This is a genomic window from Rhizobium sp. CSW-27 (assembly GCF_018760785.1).
Classification (GTDB): domain Bacteria; phylum Pseudomonadota; class Alphaproteobacteria; order Rhizobiales; family Rhizobiaceae; genus Neorhizobium.
In genome coordinates, this window is record NZ_JAHHZO010000007.1 from 175,880 (window position 1) to 195,315 (window position 19,436).

Here is a 19,436-nt window from a genome sequence, read left to right on the forward strand (position 1 = left end):
TGATCCTTCAGCCGAGAGCCTGGCTGGCGAGTGCGAAACGGTGAATGCTGGTGGAGGAAACGGCGCGCGGCAATCGTACCGGACGCTGCATGGCAATGCCGCCGCCGACATGGTTCAATCCAAGGCTGGCGAGCCAGTCGGCGAGCGCCGACTGGCCGTCGAGATCGACCCGCAGAAAGGTGCCGGCAGGGCGGCTGGCGAACAGGAAGGCCAGCAGCGACCGGGCTTCTTCGGCCCCTTGCGCCACGACGGGGCCGATGACCTCGCCCCTGCCGAAGGGGCGGATGGCGGCATAGCCGACGACCGCGCCGGCGGCTTTCAGCACCGCCAGCCGTCCATGCGCGCCGAGATATTCGATGAGTGCGGTGCGATCCGTGGCAAGGGCGGCCTGATCCAGCGCCCGGATCGCCGCATGATCCGCCGCTGCTGCCCAGTTAACGTCGGCGGGCAGGGCGGGTGTTGCGGCAAGCGGACCCTGATGCTGGAAAATCTCCCCGCTCTCGGCAAAGCCAAGCTTGCGATAGAGCGGCAGGCCGTCTTCGGTTGCGACAAGCCGGCATTCGCGGTCGCCTGCCAGGTCGATCGCCTTCGTCATCAGCAGTCTGCCGATGCCGCGCCCCCTCAGGGCCTGGTCGACGATCACCATGTTGATGGTGGCGGTGTTGTCGCCGTAGGGCGTCATGAAGGTGGTGGCGACCACGCTTCGGGCGTCGTCAAGCACCACCAGCCCCCGGCTGAGGCCAAGCAGCATCTGCCAGTCTTCCAGACGGTGCGGCCAGCCCGCCTGCTTCGACAGCGCCCAGGCGCCTTCCAGGTGTTCCGGCTGCATGGGATGAAGATCGATCACCGCATTCTGCACATCAGTCTCCCTTGTCATTGGGGAAAGGGTAGACCGGGCGCCGAAGAAGAACCTCTCAAGCTGTGGCATGCCACGGCATCTTCGGCCGTGTGCGCAAGGCTGTGCCGCATCTTATGCCGCAGCCCCGGACGCATCGGCGCTCCGCCGCAGGAAATTTTGCGACTTGCCGCCGCCGGTGGAGCCGGGGGGACGCAACTCTCTGCTTTGTCGGCTGCGGCATACGGAACAATCTGCTTCCTGAGGCGCGAATGCGGTGCGCTCCAGCCGCCCGGCGTGCCTATGATGATCGCCAACAGCACGTCAAGGGGAAGCCAATGACCACGTTCCGCCCGAAATACATCACCTTCGATTGCCATGGCACGCTCATCAACTTCCAGATGGCGGAAGCTGCTGTGGATCTTTACGGCGACCGCCTGAGCAAGGACGGGATGGCGCAGTTCATCCGCAACTTCGCAGCCTACCGACTGGACGAGATCCTCGGCGACTGGAAGCCCTATGCGGAGGTGGTGCACAATGCCATCGAGCGCACCTGCAGGAAGAACAATGTCGCCTTCAGGCCGGAAGATGCCGATATGGTCTATCGGCGCGTGCCGACCTGGGGACCGCATGCGGACGTTCCGGCGGGTCTTGCCAAGGTCGCCAAAGAGATTCCGCTCGTCATCCTCTCCAATGCCATGGATGCGCAGATCATGTCGAATGTGGAAACGCTCGGCGCGCCCTTCCATGCGGTCTATACGGCCGAGCAGGCGCAGGCCTACAAGCCGCGCTTCAAGGCCTTCGAATACATGTTCGACATGCTGGGCTGTGGACCCGAGGATATCGTGCACTGCTCGTCCTCCTTCCGCTACGATCTGATGTCGGCGCATGATCTCGGCATCAGGAACAAGGTCTGGGTCAATCGCGGCCACGAGCCGGCCAATCCCTATTACGGCTATGTCGAGATTGCCGACATTTCCGGCCTGCCCGGCGTCTTCGGCCTGTAAAGGAAAGCCTCGTCCGATGAAGTTCCTCTCCTACTGGCATGACACTGCGCCGCGCTTCGACGGTGCGAGCACGGCACCCCTTGAGGGGCATTTCGATGTCGCGGTGATCGGCGGGGGCTTTACCGGGCTGGGGGCAGCACTGCAACTGGCCAGGGGCGGCGCCCGCGTCGCGGTGCTGGAGGCGGAGCATGTCGGCTTTGGCGCCTCCGGCCGCAATGGCGGCCACCTCAACAACGGCCTTGCCCACTCCTATCTTGCCGCAAGGGCCGAACTGGGCAAGGAAAGGGCGATCGCGCTCTACCGGGCGCTGGATGACTGCATCGACACGCTGGAGCGGATCATTGCCGAAGAAGGCATCGATTGCAGCTTCCGCCGCGCCGGCAAGCTGAAGCTCGCCTCCAAGCCGCAACACTTTTCCGCCATCGCTCGAAATTTCGAGGCGATCCATGCGGAGGTCGACGCCGAGACGGCGCTCCTCTCACCCGGGGATCTGAAGGCCGAGGTCGGCTCGCCCTTCCACGGCGCCATGCTGTCGAAGAAAAGCGCCATGATGCACATGGGCCGCTATGTCGTGGGCCTTGCGGCGGCCGCCAGCCGGCATGGGGCGGTGATCTTCGAAAATGCGCGGGTGGTGTCGCAGATGCAGAAGGGCGGCATCCACCGGATCGAGACGAACCGCGGGCAATTGACCGCCGCAAGCGTGATCCTTGCCACCGGCGCCTACACCACGCGGAACTTTTCCTATTTTCGCCGGCGCATCATCCCGGTTGGCAGCTTCATCATTGCCACCCGCCCGCTGACCGGGAGCGAGGTTGCGGCGACCATGCCGGGCAACCGCACCTGCGTGAATTCGATGAATATCGGCAACTACTGGCGGCTGGCACCGGACAATCGCCTGATCTTCGGCGGGCGTGCCCGCTTTTCCGCCACCTCCGACCAGCGCTCGGATGCCAGGAGCGGCGAGATCCTGCGCGCCAGCCTGGCGACGATCTTCCCGCAGCTGGCAAAGGTGGAGATCGATTACTGCTGGGGCGGAATGGTCGACATGACGAAGGACCGCTATCCGCGGGCCGGCTATCAGCACGGCGTGTGGTTCGGCATGGGCTATTCGGGCCATGGCGCCCAGCTTTCCACCCATCTCGGCATGATGCTGGCCGATGCCGTTCTCGGGCGGCCGGATCGCAACCCGCTGAAGGGTCTCGACTGGCCGGCGGTGCCCGGCCATTTCGGCAAGCCCTGGTTCCTGCCGCTGGTCGGCCTCTATTACAAGGCGCTGGACAGGATCCAGTAGGTTCTGGCCTTCATATTCGAACGTCAGGGAAGGGGCGGCGCCGGTGGGAAACGCCCCTTTCCGTTGTGGTTCAGGAAAGCCCGCCGATGTGGAAGGTCTTCATTTCGAGGTATTCCTCGATGCCGAATTGCGAGCCTTCGCGGCCGAGGCCGGACTGCTTGACACCGCCGAAGGGGGCCACTTCCATCGAGATCGCGCCGGTGTTGAGCCCCACCATGCCCGCTTCCAGCGCCTCGCCCACACGCCAGGAGCGTCTGAGGTTTTCGGTGTAGAAATAGGCGGCGAGCCCGAAGGGCGTATCATTGGCCAGGGCGATCGCCTCTTCTTCCGTCTCGAAGCGGAACAGCGGTGCGACGGGTCCGAAGGTCTCCTCGCTTGCCAGCAGCATGTCCACCGTCGCATTGCTCAGCACCACCGGTGCCGCATATTGGCCGCCCTGCGGTGTCTGTGGGCGCTGTGAAACGATGCGGGCGCCCTTGGCAACCGCATCCGCGATGTGGCGCTCGATCTTTTCGATGGCGGCCTTGTTGATCATCGGGCCGATCTGCACATCGGCTTCGGTGCCGGGGCCGACCTTCATGGCTGCCACCCGGGCGGAGAGCTTTGCGGCAAATGCCTCATAGACGCCGGCCTGGACCAGAATGCGGTTTGCGCATACGCAGGTCTGCCCGCCATTGCGGAATTTCGAGGCGAGCACGCCCTCGACCGCCAGATCCAGATCCGCGTCCTCGAAGACGATGAAGGGGGCATTGCCGCCAAGCTCCAGCGACAGTCGCTTGATGGTGTCGGCCGAGCCGCGCATCAGCAGCGCACCGACGCGTGTGGAGCCGGTAAAGGAGATCTTCCGCACCAGATCGGAGGCCATCAGCGCATTGCCGATCTGCGTGGGCATGCCGGTGACGATGTTGATCACGCCCGCCGGAATGCCGGCGCGCTCTGCCAGCACACCGAGCGCCAGCGCCGAGAAGGGGGTGAATTCCGACGGCTTGATCACCACCGTGCAGCCGGCGGCCAGCGCCGGCGCCACCTTGCGGGTGATCATGGCATTGGGGAAGTTCCAGGGCGTGATGATGCCGCAGACGCCGACTGCTTCCTTGAGTACGAGGATGCGGCGATCCGCCGTCGGGGCAGGAATGGTCGTGCCGCCGATGCGACGTGCCTCCTCGGCGAACCATTTGACGAAGGAGGCACCGTAGCGGATCTCGGCGCGCGCCTCGGCCAGCGGCTTGCCCTGTTCCAGCGTCAGGATCAGCGCCAGATCCTCCAGATGCGCCAGCATCAGATCGTGCCAGGCCTCGAGAAGCACCGCCCGCTCGGCATGCGTCTTCCTTTTCCAGGGCTGGAAGGCCTTTGCCGCAGCAGCGATCGCCGCCTGTGTTCCCGCCTGCCCGAGATCCGGCACGGTACCGAGCACCGTCTGCGAGGCCGGTTCGATCACCTCGACGGTCGCCGCCGTTGCGGCATCCTTCCATTCCCCGCCAATCAGCGCCTGCTGGCGAAACAGGCCCTGGTCCCTGAGTGTCTTGATCATCGTCGTCCCTGTCATCCGTTGAGTGAGGCGAGAACCGCCCTGGTAATGTCGTCGGTCTTGTCGCGGCCGGGCTTGGTGCCGATGCCGCGCGCAGTGGTGTTCTCCAGCGCTGCCATGATCGCCCTTGCGCCCTCCACCTCACCGAGATGCTCCAGCATCATCGCGGCGGACCAGATGGCGGCTATCGGATTGGCAATGCCGAGATGGGCGATATCCGGCGCCGAGCCATGCACCGGCTCGAACATCGACGGAGCCGAGCGGTCGGGATTGATGTTGGCGGAGGCGGCAAAGCCGAGCCCGCCCTGGATTGCGGCGCCAAGGTCGGTCAGAATGTCGCCGAAGAGGTTGGACGCAACCACCACATCGAGGCTCTCCGGCGCCATCACCATGCGCGCCGCCATGGCGTCGATATGATAGCTCGTCACCGTCACGTCCGGATATTCCGCCGCAAGCCGGGCGGTGATCTCGTCCCAGAACACCATGGAATATTTCTGCGCATTGGATTTGGTGACGGAGGCAAGCTTGCCGCGGCGGCCTCGCGCCTGCTCGAAACCGTAGCGCAGGATGCGCTCGACGCCCGTGCGGGTGAAGATGGAGGTTTCGACTGCCACCTCGTCGCCGGTGCCCTGATGCACGCGCCCGCCTGCGCCGGAATATTCGCCCTCGGTGTTTTCGCGGATGCAAAGGATATCGAAGCGCTCCGCCTTCAGCGGCCCCTCGACACCCGGCAGCAGCCGGTGCGGGCGGATATTGGCATATTGCACGAAGGCCTTGCGGATCGGCAGCAGCAGGCCATGCAGCGACACCGAATCCGGCACCTCCGCCGGCCAGCCGACGGCGCCCAGCAGAATGGCATCGAAGCCGCGCAGTGTCTCGATGCCATCGGCCGGCATCATCGCGCCGGTCTTCCGGTAGAAGTCGCAGGACCACGGGAAGACTGTCGAGGCGAGGCCGAAGCCCTGCGTTTTCGCCACCTGCTCCAGCACCTGCCAGGCGGCCCGCGTGACGGGGCCGCCGATGCCGTCGCCGGGAATCAGTGCGATGGTATAGGTCTTCATGCGGTGTTCCTCACAGGTTGATCAGCACGCTCTTCGTCTTGCGATTGGCGAGATAGGCTTCGCGGCCGAGATCCTTGCCGATGCCGGAGCGCTTGTAACCGCCGGTCGGCAGGATATGGTCGCGCGAGCGGCTGTAGCGGTTAACCCAGACGGTGCCCGCCTGCAGGCGCCGGGTGAGCCGCATGGCGCGCGACAGGTCACGGGTGAAGAGGCCAGCCGCGAGGCCATAGACCGGATGGTCGGCAAGCTGCATCGCCTCCTCCTCGTCGGAAAAGGTCTGCACCGTCAGCACCGGACCAAAGATCTCCTCCCGGACGGCGGTCGAATCCTGCGTCACACCGGCAAGCAGCGTCGGCGCATAGAAATAGCCGGGATGATCGATGGCACCGCCGCCGGCAAGACATTCGGCGCCGGCCGCAATCGCCTGCTGCACCACGGCATCGATGCGTCCGCGCTGGCGATCGGAAATGATCGGCGAATAGGTGCTGGCTTCGTCCCAGGTCGGGCCTGCCGTGACGGTCCGCATGCGGTGCAGGACCGTCTCGATCACCCGTGCCGCAACCCTGTCCTCCACGATCAGCCGCGATCCCGCCACGCAGGCCTGGCCGGCATTGGCGAGAATGCTGGTGGCAACGGCATTGGCGGCGAGATCCAGATCCGCATCGGCAAAGACCACCTGCGGGCTCTTGCCGCCAAGCTCGAGCGTGACCGGCCTGATGCCGCTGCGGGCGATGTTTTCCATGATCGCAGCGCCGGCGCCGGTCGATCCGGTAAAGCTCACCTTGGCAATGTCCGGATGGCCGGTGATCGCCGTGCCGGTGGTTGCCCCGTCGCCCAGCACGATGTTGACGATCCCGGCCGGCACGCCGGCCCGCACGGCAAGCTCGGCTATGAACAGCGTGGAATAAGGGGTCAGTTCCGAGGGCTTCAGCACCACGGCATTGCCGGCGGCAAGTGCCGGGCCGAGCTTCCAGCCGGCCATGGAGAGCGGCACGTTCCATGGGGTGATCGCTCCCACCACGCCATAGGCCTCGCTCATGATCATGCCGAGGCTGTCCGCGCCGGTCGGTACCAGATCGCTGCCCTCCTTGTCGGCGAACTCCGCGAAGAAGCGGATTTGCTCGGCGGTCACGGCAATGTCGCCGGCGACGAGCTGTCCCACCGGCCGCGTCGAACAGAAGGCTTCCAGCTGCGCCAGCCGCACCGCCTCCTCTTCCATCAGATCCGCCCAGCGCTGCAGAACCCGGGTGCGCTGGCGGGGGGCACAGGTGGCCCAGCCGCTCGCGGCAAGTGCTGCCTTTGCGCTGGCAATGGCCTGATCGACCAGATCCGCCGACGCCACGGGGCAGGCGGCAAATTCCACGCCATCCGAGGGGCGGTGCATGGGAAGCACGCCGGCCGCCGGCACATACCGACCGCCGATGAAATGCCCCCGCGGAAGATCGAGGCGATCCGGATCGAAGCTGAGCGACATGGCCGGTCGCTCAGGAGACGGTGACGTAGATCTTGCGGACGGTCTCGATCGTCTTCCAGACGCCGACATAGCCGGGCTTCATCACGAAGCTGTCGCCGGCGCGGTAGATGACGGGCGCCTTGCCCTGTTCCGTCAGTTCGATCACTCCTTCCAGGATATGGCAGAATTCGAAGGTTTCGCCCTTGATCGAGTGCGTTTCGCCGGGCGTTGCCTGCCACACGCCGGTATGGACGGTGCCGTCCTTGGCGCTGTCCTGTGCCCAGGTCTTGAAGGCCGGGCTGCCGGAAATCAGTCGTTCGGGTGCCGGAAGCGCATGCTTCGGCTCGAAGGCGGGGGCGGGATCGATGGTCTTCAGAAGCGACATGGTGTTGTCCTTTGGCTGTCGGAGCAGTGGGTCAGTAGCCGCGCCGGCGATCGACGAGGCCGATGGGGGCAAGGCCGATGCGGTGGCGGCGGATATTGTCGATGACGGCGCGCGCCGCCGTTTCCGGCTGGGTCACGCTGGCGACGTGCGGGGTCAGGATGATCTTCGGATGCTGCCAGAAGGGATGGCCGGGCGGCAAAGGTTCGGGATCGGTGACATCGATGACGGCGCCGGAGAGATGTCCGTGTTCCAGGGCGGCCAGCAGATCGTTCTCGTTCAGCTGCGGTCCGCGACCCGCATGGATCAATGAGGCGCCGCGCGGAAGTCTTGCGAACAGATCGGCATTCAGGAAGCCGCGCGTCTCGTCGGTCAAGGGCAGGAGGCAGATCAGGATGTCGGTCGATGCGAGCAGCGCGTCGAGGCCTGCTGCGCCATGGTGACAGGTGACGCCCTCGATCTGCCGCTGCGAGCGGCTCCAGCCGGAGAGCGGAAAGGAAAAGGGCTTCAGCCGTTCCAGCACGGCCTGGCCCAGCTGACCGAGCCCCAGCACGCCGATCCTGCGCTCGTGCGCCTGCGGTTGCGCGAGAGATTTCCAACTGTGGGTCGCCTGCTGCGCCAGATAGGCGGGCAACTGCCGGTGCAGCGCAAGGACGGCCATCGTCACATATTCCTGCATCATCCGCACGATGCCGTCTTCCACCATGCGCACCACCTGCACATGCTCCGGCACGGCATCGATGTGGAACTGATCAACGCCCGCACCGATGGAAAACAGGATCTCAAGGTTGCGATAGCGGCCGATATCTGCGGGCACCGTCCAGGTGATCAGATAACGCACCGCGTCGGGATCGACGCTGGCGGCATCCATGGCGAAGGGAAGGTCGGGCAGGGCGGAGGCGAAGACATGGCGAAAGATCGCGCCGCGCGTCGCATCGGAATGGAAGAGAAAGGTCATCTGGTTCCCCGGCCGTGATGGCGGCATGTGCCTTGACAGAGGCAGGCCCGTCCGCCCTTGTTCCAGATCATAGGCGGACGGTGCCCATGCTTTTGCCGAAGCTCTTCGCCGGGCAGCCGATTGTTTCGAAAGCAACCCCTGAAGCAGCGGATTGTTTGGCACGGATGGCGGTATGACGGAACAGGCCGACGGGCAGGCAGCATGGGGGGTAAGAGACATGGATAGCGACGCATCGATCCGGCTCGATTCCTTCGAGCTTGAAATCGCCGATATCGCCGAGGCGGATCTGCAATCGCTGCATGCCCTGTCGCTTGCGGTTGGCTGGCCGCACCGGCCGCAGGACTGGGCGACGGTCCTGGCGCTGGGACAGGGTATCGTGGCGCGCGATGCGATCGGCCGGGTGCTGGGGTCGGCCATGTGTTTCGATCACGGCGGCGAGTTTGCCACGGTCGGCATGGTCATCACCTCGCCAAGGCTGCAGGCGCAGGGTGCGGGGCGGATGATGATGGAACATGTCCTGCGCGACCTTGGCGACCGTCGCATCGGCCTCAATGCCACCCGCCAGGCCCGCCAGCTCTACAAGTCGCTGGGTTTCACGAGGGAGGCGACGGTATATCAGTGCCAGGGCGAAGCGACCGTGCCGGCCGCAGGCACGCCGCTCTTCGAGGGCGAGGTCGTGGAACTTACCGATGCGCTGTGGCAGGAACTGCCGGCTCTCGACCGGCGCGCCTTCGGCGCCGACCGGCGCCGGACGCTGCAGCAGTTGCGGCAACTGTCGTGCGGCACCGGCCTTGTGCGGCATGGCCGGCTGGTGGCCTATGCGCTCTGTCGTCCCTTTGGCCGCGGCCATGTGGTCGGCCCGATCGTCGCATCGGGCGATGCGGATGCCGTGGCCGTTCTGCGGCCGCATGTGGAGCGCCATGCGGGCAGCTTCCTGCGCACCGATACGCGCCAGCAGGCCGGACTGTTTTCCGAGTTCCTGCCGTCCTGCGGCATGCTCGTCTATGACACGGTGACCAGCATGTCGCTGCATGGGCCATGGCTTGCCCGCCGGGAGGCGCATGACGGGGCCGGGGACGAAGGGGAGGGCGACAGACCCATCGTCTATGGCCTTGCGACACAGGCTCTGTCGTAACGGCAGGGTCCGCGACTGAGCGGCCCCTTCGCCTCGCCGCTGATCGTTTCCGATGCGGCCGCACCTCTATTCGGCGGCCGCACCGATCCAGACGGCGGCGTGGGAGAAGAAATCGCGGATCAGCGGCAGGTTGCGGCGTTCCGTCAGGCAGATCGCGTATTCCCGGATGGCATGCGTGGCATCAGTGATCGGCACGAAGGCAAGGCGGCTGTCATGACCGATTTCCCGGTCGGCGACGACACTGAGACCGAAACCGGCCGAGACCGCCTCGCGAATGCCCTCGCGCGTCGATATCTCCATCACCGGTCCGAGCGTGATGCCGTGATCGGCAACGTTCTTTTCGAACACCTCGCGTGTCAGCGAACCGCGTTCGCGCATCACGAAATTGAGCCCGGTCAGTTCCTTCATCTCCACGGCGGTGCGGCGGGAGAACGGATGCCCGGCCGGCACGCACAGAATCAGGCCGTCTACACGGTCGGCGGCGTCATCGCCCCCGGCGATGTTCTGATGCAGATCGTGTCGGATGATGCGCTGTTTGCCGTCGAGGCCCGGATGAAACCGCAGGACATCGATCAGTTGCATCTGATGCAGGAGGCGCGTCTGAGGTTTTCCGCGTTCAACCAGCGCACCACGCCGGAAATCGAGGGAACCGTGACGCTGGTCTCCCCCGACATATCGACGGATCGACGCACCGGCGCATCCTATTACAGCGTCCGGATCTCGATCGATCAGGCGCAGATGGCCCGTCTGGGAAGCCAGCCACTTGTTGCGGGCATGCCGGTCGAGGTGTTTGTCCAGACCGGAGAGCGCAGCGTCGCATCCTATTTCATCAAGCCGCTGCAGGACATGATGATGCGCGCATTCCGCGAGACGTGACAGACGCAGCCAGACTGCAGACGCTTTCCTTTCCGGGGCGTGCGAAGCGAAAGGGCAGGCTGCCGCCACCGGCCAAGATTTCCGGTGGAGCGGCAGGGATGGCGGGCAAGTCCCGCCTATTTCGACCCGCCCCGCCTCGTCAGGTTCCCTTTGCCAGCGCATCGAGCGCCTGGGCAAGACCGTTCCACGAGAGCGGAAGACCGATGACGCGGCCGGTGGCATCGATGAAGCGCAGCTGCGCACCGGCTTCCTTGCGCCATATCTTCAGTGCATCGTCACCCGGCTTGCCCTCGGCATAGCATGCGCCGCCGGCGCAGCGGCGCCACTGCAGGTCGAGCCCGCCCTTTTCCTCTGCGCCTTCCTTGCCGTTGCCGCTGACATGCACGCCGCCAGGCAGGCTGACATTGACCGGTAGAACGGCGGTCAGATGCAGGACCGTGTCGCCGGGGAGTCGTCCGAGCGCGATCTGGGCCACCGGTTGCGACTGCCCCTCGACCTGGATGGTCTGGACGATCTCGCATTGTCTTGCCTGCTTGCCATCGGCACTGGCGGGCATGCGAATGCAGCGCAGAACCCAGTTGCCGTAGGTCGCCGTGGTAACCGCCGGCTCGTTGCTGACGGCGGCGGCCTCGGGCTTGTCGGTCTTGGCAGACGGCGCTTGCGCCATGGCAATCGAGGGCGGCAGAAAGCCGGCCGGGCCGATGATGGCGGCCATCGCGGCGAGGCGGGTGAGGGTGGAAGAAAATCGCACGGTCTTGTCCTTCATCGTCTGTTATATCGGCCGCCGGGAAGGAAGGTCCCGGCGGCGTCTGTCGTCATTGGAGGGCGCTTGCGCCGCGTGGGGGCTCTGACCGGCACCGCAAATGCGTCAGAACCCCACCTGGAAGCGCAGGTTGAAGCGGTCCTCCGTCTTGCGCCCGGAGGCGGTACCATGCGCATATTCCAGCGACAGCGTGCTGCTGCGGGGCGAGGCCTTTTCCGACAGCGCCAGTCTCATGCCCGCTCCGAAGGCGCCCGCGCGGGTGATCTCGTCCTCGACGGCGCTTGCCTTTTCCAGCCTGGCGATGCCGCCGGCGGCGAACAGATAGGGAGAGACCACGCTGCCGAGCCCCGGATAGAGCTCAAGCGCCGGCAGGGCGACGGGAAAAGCCAGTTCCGTTCGCATCACGGCCCCGGCATCCGCCTGGATCTCGCCGCTGTTGAAGCCGGAGACCCAGTCCATGCCGGTGATCGACATCTGCTCGGAGGCGGCAAGCGGATCGCCGAAGGAGGTCTGGGCGCGCGCGGCCACAGACAGTTGCACGCGATCGCCCGCAAAGCCCTGCGCATAGGAGAGCGAGAGTTCGAACTTCCTGAAATCCGGCTCGGCGCCATCGCGTGACAGCGGCAGCGCTGCGGTTGCCTGCCGCGCGCCCAGCGCATCGAGGCCAACAGAGAACACGCCATTGCCGGACAGGCGGCTGCCGTCGTCCAGGATGATGTCGCCGGTTTGCGTCAGGCGAAGAACACGCAGCCGGTCCTCGCTGAAATCGCTCCGCGTGCCTGCGAAGTCGATCTTCTGGCTTTCGTTGGCAACGTCCAGGCCGATCAGCGTGCTGGCATTGGCCGAGCGAGAGCGCAGCCAGCCATAGCCGAGGCGGGTGGACAGGCGCTGGTAATCATCGACCATGGTATAGCCGAGATCGGATGTCGGATGCGTCTTGCTGTCGACGCCTTCCACATTGAGCCAGACGCCGTCGGTGCCGAGCGGCAGGGTGAAACCTGCCACGATCTGCCGGTTGCGCGGATCATCGCCGAAGATGCTCTGGTCGCCGGCACCCGGATAGCCGCTCAGGCGGACATAGGTGGTTTCGCCAAGTCCGAGCACGCCGTTGACGTCCACGCCGAGATTGAGGCTGTAGCGCCCCATCTCCTTCGAAAGGCTGTTGTCCAGGTCGATGGTGCCCGAGACGGGCGCATAGGCTCCCTCTATGACGATGATGGTGGCGCCTGGAGCGCCGCCAGCCCTCAGCGTGGAGCGCAGCGAAAGTCCCGGCGTGTCGCCGGCCAGAAGCATGCGCCGCTCAAGCTCTGCCTTCTTCAGGCCGCTGCGCCCTTCGAGCGGCTTCAGAATGCTGGCAACCCGGCCGCGCACCGCCTCGGGCAGGGCGGAGACGTCGATGGCCGCCACATAGCCGTCGGTTACCACCAGCTTGAGCGGCATGCCGTCCTTCAGGGTCTGCGGCGGCAGCGAGACGCGGGCCAGCAGGAAACCCGCTCGAACGTAGGCGGTTTCGAGATCCTGCGCGATGACGAAGAGATCGGCGCCGCTGACGCGCTTGCCCTTCAGGCGAGCCTCGACGGCGGCGGTCGCCTCTGCGAGATCCGGCAACGCGTTTTCCACGACGAGACCGGAGGGCGTGACGTGCAGCCGTTCGGCACCGGCCGGGGCGGCAAGCCCGACAACAGCCGGCAGCTCAATGCCGCCGCCGACGGCGCGGATGACGGGCGGCGCATAGCTGCCCTCGGTCAGCTGGCTGGCGGTCTGTGCCATGGCCGAGCCGACAAGGCCGATATCCAGTGCCGCGGCTAGCAGCAGGGCGAAGCGGGCCGGACGCGTCTTGCGTGTCGAGATGTCGACCGAGCAGGTGAGGGGGGAATGCGATGTGATCATGAATCGGTCTCTTGCTCGGATCAGTTGGCGGTGCAGGCGGTCGCGTTGTCGAGGCCGTCCGTGCAGGCGATGCTGCTCGTCTCCACATCGGAGGAGGTCGCGCCGCTGCCGACGAAGACGATCTGCGCCGCCGGGGTGGACACGGTGGTGTTGGCGTCTCCGAAGGAGATGATGCCTTGCGGGAGCTGGCTGCTGATAGGCGTGGCCGGAACCGGGGTCACGGACAGGGTGCCGTCGACGAAGGCGAGATCGTAGTTCTGGCCGGCCGTCAGGCTGCCGCGCTTGATGGCGTAGTCGCCGACAGGCGATGCCGTGGTGGCCTCGGTGGACAACTGGCCGCTCAGCATGTCGCCATTGACGAGATTGCCGGCCGTGATCGTCCAGCTCAGGTCCGGATTGTCCAGGCTGAACAGGCGTGTCTGGTTGTCGGCCGTCACCGTGATGGCGCGGGCGGTGACCGCCAGCGTGCCGCCGACGAATGACAGTGCATAATTGTTGGAGGCGGACAAGGACCCCTGTGCGATCTTGTAGCTGCCGACGCCGCTCGTTTGATCTGCGTTGGTGACCAGAGTTCCGGTCAGGCTATCGCCGTTGACGAGCGTGCCTTGCGTGACCTTCCAGGTGAGATCCGGATTGGAGTCGCCATAGGTCTTGGAAAGACTGTCGGCCGTCACTGTGATGGCGCGCTGGTTGATCGTCAGCCTGCCGCCTTCATAGGTGATGGCATAGTTGGCATTGGCAAGGGTACCCTGGGTGATGTCATAGGTCCCGACATTGCTGGTCCTGTCGGCCACGGTTGAAAGGTCGCCCGACAGGCTGTCGCCGTTGACGAGATTGCCGTTCGTCACTTTCCAGGTGAGATCCGGATTGGCATCGCCATAGGTCTTCGACTGGTTGTCGGCGGTCACCGTGATGGCGCGTTGCGTCACCGTCAGGGTGCCTGTGGCGAAGGTCATGTCGTAGTTGGCAGATGCCGCGAGCGTGCCCTGGGTGATGTCATAAGCGCCGACGCTGCTTGTCCCGTTCGCCGTCGTCGCAAGCGCACCGGACATGGTGTCGCCGTTGACGAGGCTGCCGTCGGTCACCGTCCAGGTGAGGTCCGGATTGGCATCGCCGTAGGTCTTCGACAGGTTGTCGGCGGTGACCGTGATGGCGCGCTTGTTGATGGTGAGCGTGCCGGAGGCGAAGCTGATGGCGTAATTGCCATTCGCAAGCGTGCCCTTGGTGATGTCATAGGCGCCGACGCCGGAGGTTTTGGTGGCGGTGGTGGCAAGCGTACCCGACAGCGTGTCGCCGTTGACGAGGCTGCCGTCGGTCACCGTCCAGGTGAGATCCGGATTGGCATCGCCATAGGTCTTCGACTGGTTGTCCGCCGTCACCGTGATGGCGCGCTGGTTGATGGTCAGCGTGCCTTTGGTGAAGGTCAGCGCATAGTTGGAGGACGCGGCGAGCGTGCCCTGGGTGATGTCATAAGCGCCGACATTGCTGGTCTTGTCAGCCACGGTGGAAAGGCCGCCCGACAGCGTATCGCCGTTGACGAGGCTGCCGTCGGTCATCGTCCAGGTGAGATCAGGATTGGCATCGCCATAGGTCTTCGACGTGTTGTCGGCCGTGACCGTGATGGCGCGCTGGTTGATTTTCAGCGTACCACTTTGAAAGGTGATGGCATAGTTGGCATTGCCGAGCGTGCCCTGGGTGATGTCATACTTGCCGACATCGCTCGTTGCATCCGCCGTGGTGGAAAGCGCGCCGGACAGCGTGTCACCATTGACGAGGTTGCCCTCGGAAATGCTCCAGGTGAGGTCCGGATTGGCATCGCCATAGGTCTTCGCCCTGTTCTTGGCGATCACCGTGATTGCCCGCTGGTTGATGGTCAGCGTGCCGCCGATGAAGGTCAGCGCATAGTTGGAGGACGCGGCGAGCGTGCCCTGGGTGATGTCATAAGCGCCGACGCTGCTTGTCCCGGTCGCCGTCGTTGCAAGCGCACCGGACATGGTGTCGCCGTTGACGAGGCTGCCGTCGGTCACTGTCCAGGTGAGGTCCGGATTGGCATCGCCATAGGTCCTCGACAGGCTGTCGGCGGTGACCGTGATGGCGCGCTGGTTGATGGTCAGCGTGCCGGAGGCGAAGCTGATGGCGTAATTGCCATTCGCAAGCGTGCCCTTGGTGATGTCATAGGCGCCGACGCCGGAGGTTTTGGTGGCGGTGGTGGCAAGCGTACCCGACAGCGTGTCGCCGTTGACGAGGCTGCCGTCGGTCACCGTCCAGGTGAGATCCGGATTGGCATCGCCATAGGTCTTCGACTGGTTGTCCGCCGTCACCGTGATGGCGCGCTGGGTGATCGTCAGCGTGCCGCCGACGAAGGTGATGTCATAGGCATCGGAAATGGCAAGCGTGCCCTGGGTGATGGCATAGGTGCCGACGCCGGAGGTGGTGGTGGCGGTGGTGGCGAGCTGCCCCGTCACGCTGTCGCCCTCTTCCAGCGCACCATCGGTGATGCTCCAGGTGAGCCCCGGATTGGCATCGCCATAGCCGCGGCTGAAACTGTTGGCGGTGATGGTGATCGAGATGCCTGTTGGGATGTCCGAGGTCAGCGCCCGCAGGACGGGGTAGAAGCCGCTTTTGATATACCAGACATTCGTGAAGTCCCAGCCGGAATAGCTGCCCTTCGTCTGCATCTGCGCTGTGGTAAGGCCGTTGGTGCCTGTGGTGTCGCCATCACCCACGCCGACCGTCAGGCCGGTCGTTTCTGTGTTGAAATAGGATGAGGTAATGGTGCCGACCGTTCGTGTGCCGATGAGACCGCCGGCGACCGTGCCGCCGCTTGCGGTGATCTTGCCGGCGGCGAAAGCTTGCTGAACCGACGTATTGATGGAAGAACCGAGCAGGCCGCCGACATAGTTCCAGCCCGTGACTGAACCGATACTATAGGCGTCGCTGATGGTCGTGTTGATAGAAAATCCGACGAGCCCGCCCACATAGATGCCGTTCGACGTGATCGTTCCCGATGCGAAGGACTGGCTGATCAGACCACTATTGGAAACCCCAACCAGGCCGCCAATCCCCACTCCAGAGCCTGTCACCGAGCCGGATGCGGAAGACTGCGCAATTGTTCCCCAATTTTGCCCGACCAAGCCACCAGCGTATTCATTCGCTTTAACGGAGGCGCTGGAACTCACTTGCGTGATGGATCCGTAGTTATAGGCGACAACAGACCCCACATTGCTGGCCGATGTGACGATGGAGCCCGTCAGCGAAAAGTCTTTCAGGATTCCATTGGTGCCGACATAGCCAAACAGGCCGACACCGCCCGACGTGCGATTGATCGTCAGGGCTGAAATCGTGTGTCCAAGTCCATCGAGTGTGCCGGTAAACTGCATACCGCCCGTCAGTCCCACCGGCACCCAGCCGGTCGAGGCCCAGATGCCGGAGGCGGAATAATCCGCATCGCTTGCATCGGTCTCCGAGGCATCGATGTCCGTTACCAGCCTGTAGAACGCGGAGAGATTGGCGCCCATCAGCGCCAGTTGATGCAGGTTGGAAATGGTGATGACGCCATCGCTGCCCGCCGTTGCCGCTTCGGAGCGCAGGATCGGGCGCATGTCGCCGGTCTGGTACCAGACGGTGGAGAAATCCCAGGTGGAATAGGCGGCGCTGGTGCGGGCCTGGGCGGTGGTGAGGCCAAACACGTTATTCACGCCTTCGCTTGCGTCACCGACACCGCTAGTCTTGCCGCTTGTCCCGATATCCCAGTAGGAGCTAGTGATGGTGGTGTAGTTCGCGCCAGCAAATCCACCGGCGAGCGAGGAGCCGGTAACCAAACCACTGGACCAGGAGTTAGAGATGGTACCGGAATTGACTCCGACGAAACCTCCGACTGACCCGTTCGCCGCGGTCGCTGCGCCGGTTGCATAACTGTTGCTGACACGGCTACCATTTACATATCCAGCGAAGCCACCGGCGTACATCTTGGCTGTCGCTGCTCCCGTGGCATAGGAATTGGTGATGGTCCCGCCAGTAGTATTCATGCCGACGAATCCGCCAGCGAAATTGGAAGTCGCCGTTACCTTCCCAGTTGCATAGGCGTTGGTGATAGTGCCGGAATTCAATCCTGCGAAGCCGCCTGCATAACTTGCGGTACTCTTCACATTTCCTGCGGCATAGGCATTATTGATCGTACCACTGTTGCTCCCAACAAGGCCACCGACGTAATTGGCGCCCGTCACGTTTCCAGTCGCCGAAACATTGCTGACGGTGCCCGCACTGCTGCCAGCAAGGCCGCCGACATAATCCTTCGTCGATGTCACGCTTCCGCCGGACAGATCGAGATCGCGAACGGCTCCGGCCGAAGCGATATAACCGAACAGGCCGGCATTGGCTGATGTGCTGTTGATCGTCAGATTGGAAATCGTGTTACCCAAGCCAGCGAAGGTGCCGCTGAAGCCAGCCGCTGAAGTGCCGATCAGTCCGGCCGTATAGGTCGTGCCGGACAGATCGAGATCTCCCGCCAGCGCATAGCGGCCCGACAGGCCTCTGTTGACGGCCAGCAGACCGGCGACATCATGGATCAGCGTATAGGCATTGCCGCCGATGGAGAGGGTGGCATTGGCGCCCGACAGCGTGACGCTGCCGCCATCGGCAATCGTGTAGCTGGCATTGGTCAGCACCAGTCCGGCGCTCGTGCCGGTCGCTGTCAGGGCGGCGGCGATGTTCACGGAGCCGGCGGCGGCCAGCGTCAGCACCGTATTGGCCGACCAGAAAAGGTCGCTTGCGAGCGTGATGTTGCCCGTCTGGGAACCGCTGCTGCCGGTCGTGACCGTGACGTTCGCACCGGAAAGCGCCGTTTCCAGCGTCGTGACGTTGATGACGCTGTCATTGCCGGTGGCGGTGAGTCCGCTCGAATTGGAGGCCGTGGCCGAGTAAATGGTGATGTTGTAGGGATCGAGCAGCAGCGTGCCGAACTGCCCGTTTGCCGCGGAAAGATCGGCATAGCCGGCATAGGATAGCACCGCCTTGCCAGAGACTTCCGCATCGCCGCCATTGCCGGCGCCGGTGCCGCGTGCGGTGATCAGGCCGGAAAAATCCGTCTTTTCGTCGGACCAGAGAACGACGGTGCCGCCATTGCCACCTTCGGTCGCATCGGCGCGGATGACGGTGGCGGCATCGACGCTCGTCGTTTCGGCGCGCTGGGTGTCGCCCAATCCCTGCCAGTCTCCGCCGATCTTCACCGAGCCGCCGCCGGTCGAGCCGGAGGCATCGATCTCGGCGCCGGCCAGGGCAATCGTCTTGCCCGTGACCTTGACCGACCCGCCCTTGCCGGCGGCAGCCGTGGCCTTCACCTTGCCCGCAACGGCGACCGTGCCACCTTCGCCGCCGCCCAGCACGATCTCGCCCTCGCGGCCTTCCACGGTGCGTGCCTCGACCACGCCGGACATGTTGATGGCCTTGCGCGCGGCTTCGCGCGCGGTGGCGGCCCGCATCACCACCGTGCCGCCGTCGGCGGAAATCGTGCCCCGGTTTTCAATCAGAGCGCCATCGCCCTCCGCGCCAGCCTTCGTCGGCAGGGCCACCTGCAGGAAACCATCGCCGGAGAGATCGAGCGTGGCCTGCTCGCCGGAGCCCAGCCCCACCTTGCCGAGCGGCACGGCGATCACGCCGTCATTGCTGACCGTGCCGCCGACCAGCGCCGCATAGCCGCCGCGCCCGACGGTGATTACCCCCTGGTTGGAGACGGAGGCGGCGGCGCCATTGCCCTCAAGCGACAGCTTTCCGGAGAGGAAATCCTCGTCCTTCATGTCCAGCGTGGAGGCGACAAAGCCGCCGCCGACCTTGACGCTGCCGCCGGACGTGATCGCGATGCCGTTGGGGTTGATCAGATAGACCTGACCGTTGCCGGTGACGCTGCCGGCAATCGTCGAGGTCGTCGCTCCCGTGACACGGTTGAGGATCGCCGAGGTCTGGTCCGGCTGGACGAAATTGACCGAATAGCCGCTGCCGACCGAGAAGCTGTTCCAGTTGACGATCGCCTTGTCGGAAGACTGTGTCACCGTCATCGCCGTACCGGAGGTGGCGACCGATGCCTGGCCGGCCGCGACGCTCGCGCCCGTCGGCAGCGGGTCCGCATGCGCCGGCAGAGCCGGCGCGAGCCCGACCTGCAGGACAAGCGAGAGCGCGGTGGACGAAGAAAGAATGCGGGTAATGGTGCTGTGCTTGGTCATCATGATCAATCGCGGTTACGGGCGCAGTCGCCGGCGAGC

Annotated in this window: 14 protein-coding genes; 4 read left to right on the forward strand and 10 right to left on the reverse strand. The window is 64.7% G+C overall.

The genetic code is table 11. The features are described from left to right. Window positions 1-7 precede the first annotated feature (7 nt). Complete coding sequence (locus KLP42_RS15290) at window positions 8-859, reverse strand: GNAT family N-acetyltransferase (RefSeq protein ID WP_215567609.1); 852 nt, start codon at window positions 857-859, stop codon at window positions 8-10. Window positions 860-1,173: 314 nt separating this feature from the next. On the opposite strand from KLP42_RS15290, the gene KLP42_RS15295 reads away from it, so the two are divergent. Together KLP42_RS15295 and KLP42_RS15300 are read left to right on the forward strand one after the other, a co-directional pair. Continuing rightward, window positions 1,174-1,842, forward strand: coding sequence for a haloacid dehalogenase type II (locus KLP42_RS15295; RefSeq protein ID WP_215567610.1), 669 nt, complete (start codon window positions 1,174-1,176; stop codon window positions 1,840-1,842). A 16-nt stretch (window positions 1,843-1,858) separates the two neighbouring features. Beyond that, window positions 1,859-3,133, forward strand: a complete 1,275-nt coding sequence (locus tag KLP42_RS15300; RefSeq protein ID WP_215567611.1) for an NAD(P)/FAD-dependent oxidoreductase — start codon at window positions 1,859-1,861, stop codon at window positions 3,131-3,133. Between the two features lie 70 nt (window positions 3,134-3,203). On the opposite strand, the gene KLP42_RS15305 is transcribed toward KLP42_RS15300, so the two are convergent. From KLP42_RS15305 to KLP42_RS15325, 5 genes are read right to left on the reverse strand one after another with little or no spacing between them, the layout of a single operon-like run. After that, the gene (locus KLP42_RS15305) at window positions 3,204-4,664 is read right to left on the reverse strand and encodes an NAD-dependent succinate-semialdehyde dehydrogenase (protein ID WP_215567612.1); all 1,461 of its coding nucleotides are present in this window, start codon (window positions 4,662-4,664) and stop codon (window positions 3,204-3,206) included. Between the two features lie 11 nt (window positions 4,665-4,675). Continuing rightward, window positions 4,676-5,722, reverse strand: a complete 1,047-nt coding sequence (locus tag KLP42_RS15310) for a tartrate dehydrogenase (RefSeq protein WP_215567613.1) — start codon at window positions 5,720-5,722, stop codon at window positions 4,676-4,678. Between the two features lie 10 nt (window positions 5,723-5,732). After that, window positions 5,733-7,196 (reverse strand): aldehyde dehydrogenase family protein, encoded by a 1,464-nt coding sequence (locus KLP42_RS15315; protein WP_215567614.1) that lies wholly within the window; start codon window positions 7,194-7,196, stop codon window positions 5,733-5,735. Window positions 7,197-7,206: 10 nt separating this feature from the next. Beyond that, window positions 7,207-7,560, reverse strand: coding sequence for a cupin domain-containing protein (locus KLP42_RS15320; protein WP_215567615.1), 354 nt, complete (start codon window positions 7,558-7,560; stop codon window positions 7,207-7,209). A gap of 31 nt (window positions 7,561-7,591) precedes the next feature. Further along, window positions 7,592-8,515, reverse strand: a complete 924-nt coding sequence (locus KLP42_RS15325; protein ID WP_215567616.1) for a 2-hydroxyacid dehydrogenase — start codon at window positions 8,513-8,515, stop codon at window positions 7,592-7,594. A gap of 217 nt (window positions 8,516-8,732) precedes the next feature. On the opposite strand from KLP42_RS15325, the gene KLP42_RS15330 reads away from it, so the two are divergent. Beyond that, a complete protein-coding gene (locus tag KLP42_RS15330; protein WP_215567617.1) occupies window positions 8,733-9,650 on the forward strand; it encodes a GNAT family N-acetyltransferase in 918 nt (305 codons plus the stop codon). 66 nt (window positions 9,651-9,716) lie between these two features. Here the strand turns inward: KLP42_RS15330 and KLP42_RS15335 are convergent, their stop codons facing one another. Next, window positions 9,717-10,100, reverse strand: coding sequence for a LysR substrate-binding domain-containing protein (locus KLP42_RS15335; protein ID WP_353844883.1), 384 nt, complete (start codon window positions 10,098-10,100; stop codon window positions 9,717-9,719). Here KLP42_RS15335 and KLP42_RS26955 point away from each other — a divergent pair. Beyond that, window positions 10,086-10,526 (forward strand): beta-barrel domain-containing protein, encoded by a 441-nt coding sequence (locus KLP42_RS26955; RefSeq protein WP_252193023.1) that lies wholly within the window; start codon window positions 10,086-10,088, stop codon window positions 10,524-10,526. The two genes, KLP42_RS15335 and KLP42_RS26955, sit on opposite strands and share 15 nt — an antisense overlap. 139 nt (window positions 10,527-10,665) lie before the next feature. Here the strand turns inward: KLP42_RS26955 and KLP42_RS15340 are convergent, their stop codons facing one another. The 3 genes from KLP42_RS15340 to KLP42_RS15350 form a co-directional block, all read right to left on the reverse strand. Next, window positions 10,666-11,277, reverse strand: a complete 612-nt coding sequence (locus KLP42_RS15340; RefSeq protein ID WP_215567619.1) for an invasion associated locus B family protein — start codon at window positions 11,275-11,277, stop codon at window positions 10,666-10,668. Between the two features lie 117 nt (window positions 11,278-11,394). After that, window positions 11,395-13,179 carry a ShlB/FhaC/HecB family hemolysin secretion/activation protein gene (locus KLP42_RS15345; protein WP_215567620.1) on the reverse strand — a complete coding sequence of 595 codons (1,785 nt, stop codon included), beginning with the start codon at window positions 13,177-13,179 and terminating at the stop codon, window positions 11,395-11,397. Between the two features lie 20 nt (window positions 13,180-13,199). After that, complete coding sequence (locus KLP42_RS15350) at window positions 13,200-19,400, reverse strand: MBG domain-containing protein (RefSeq protein WP_215567621.1); 6,201 nt, start codon at window positions 19,398-19,400, stop codon at window positions 13,200-13,202. Between the last annotated feature and the right edge of the window lie 36 nt (window positions 19,401-19,436).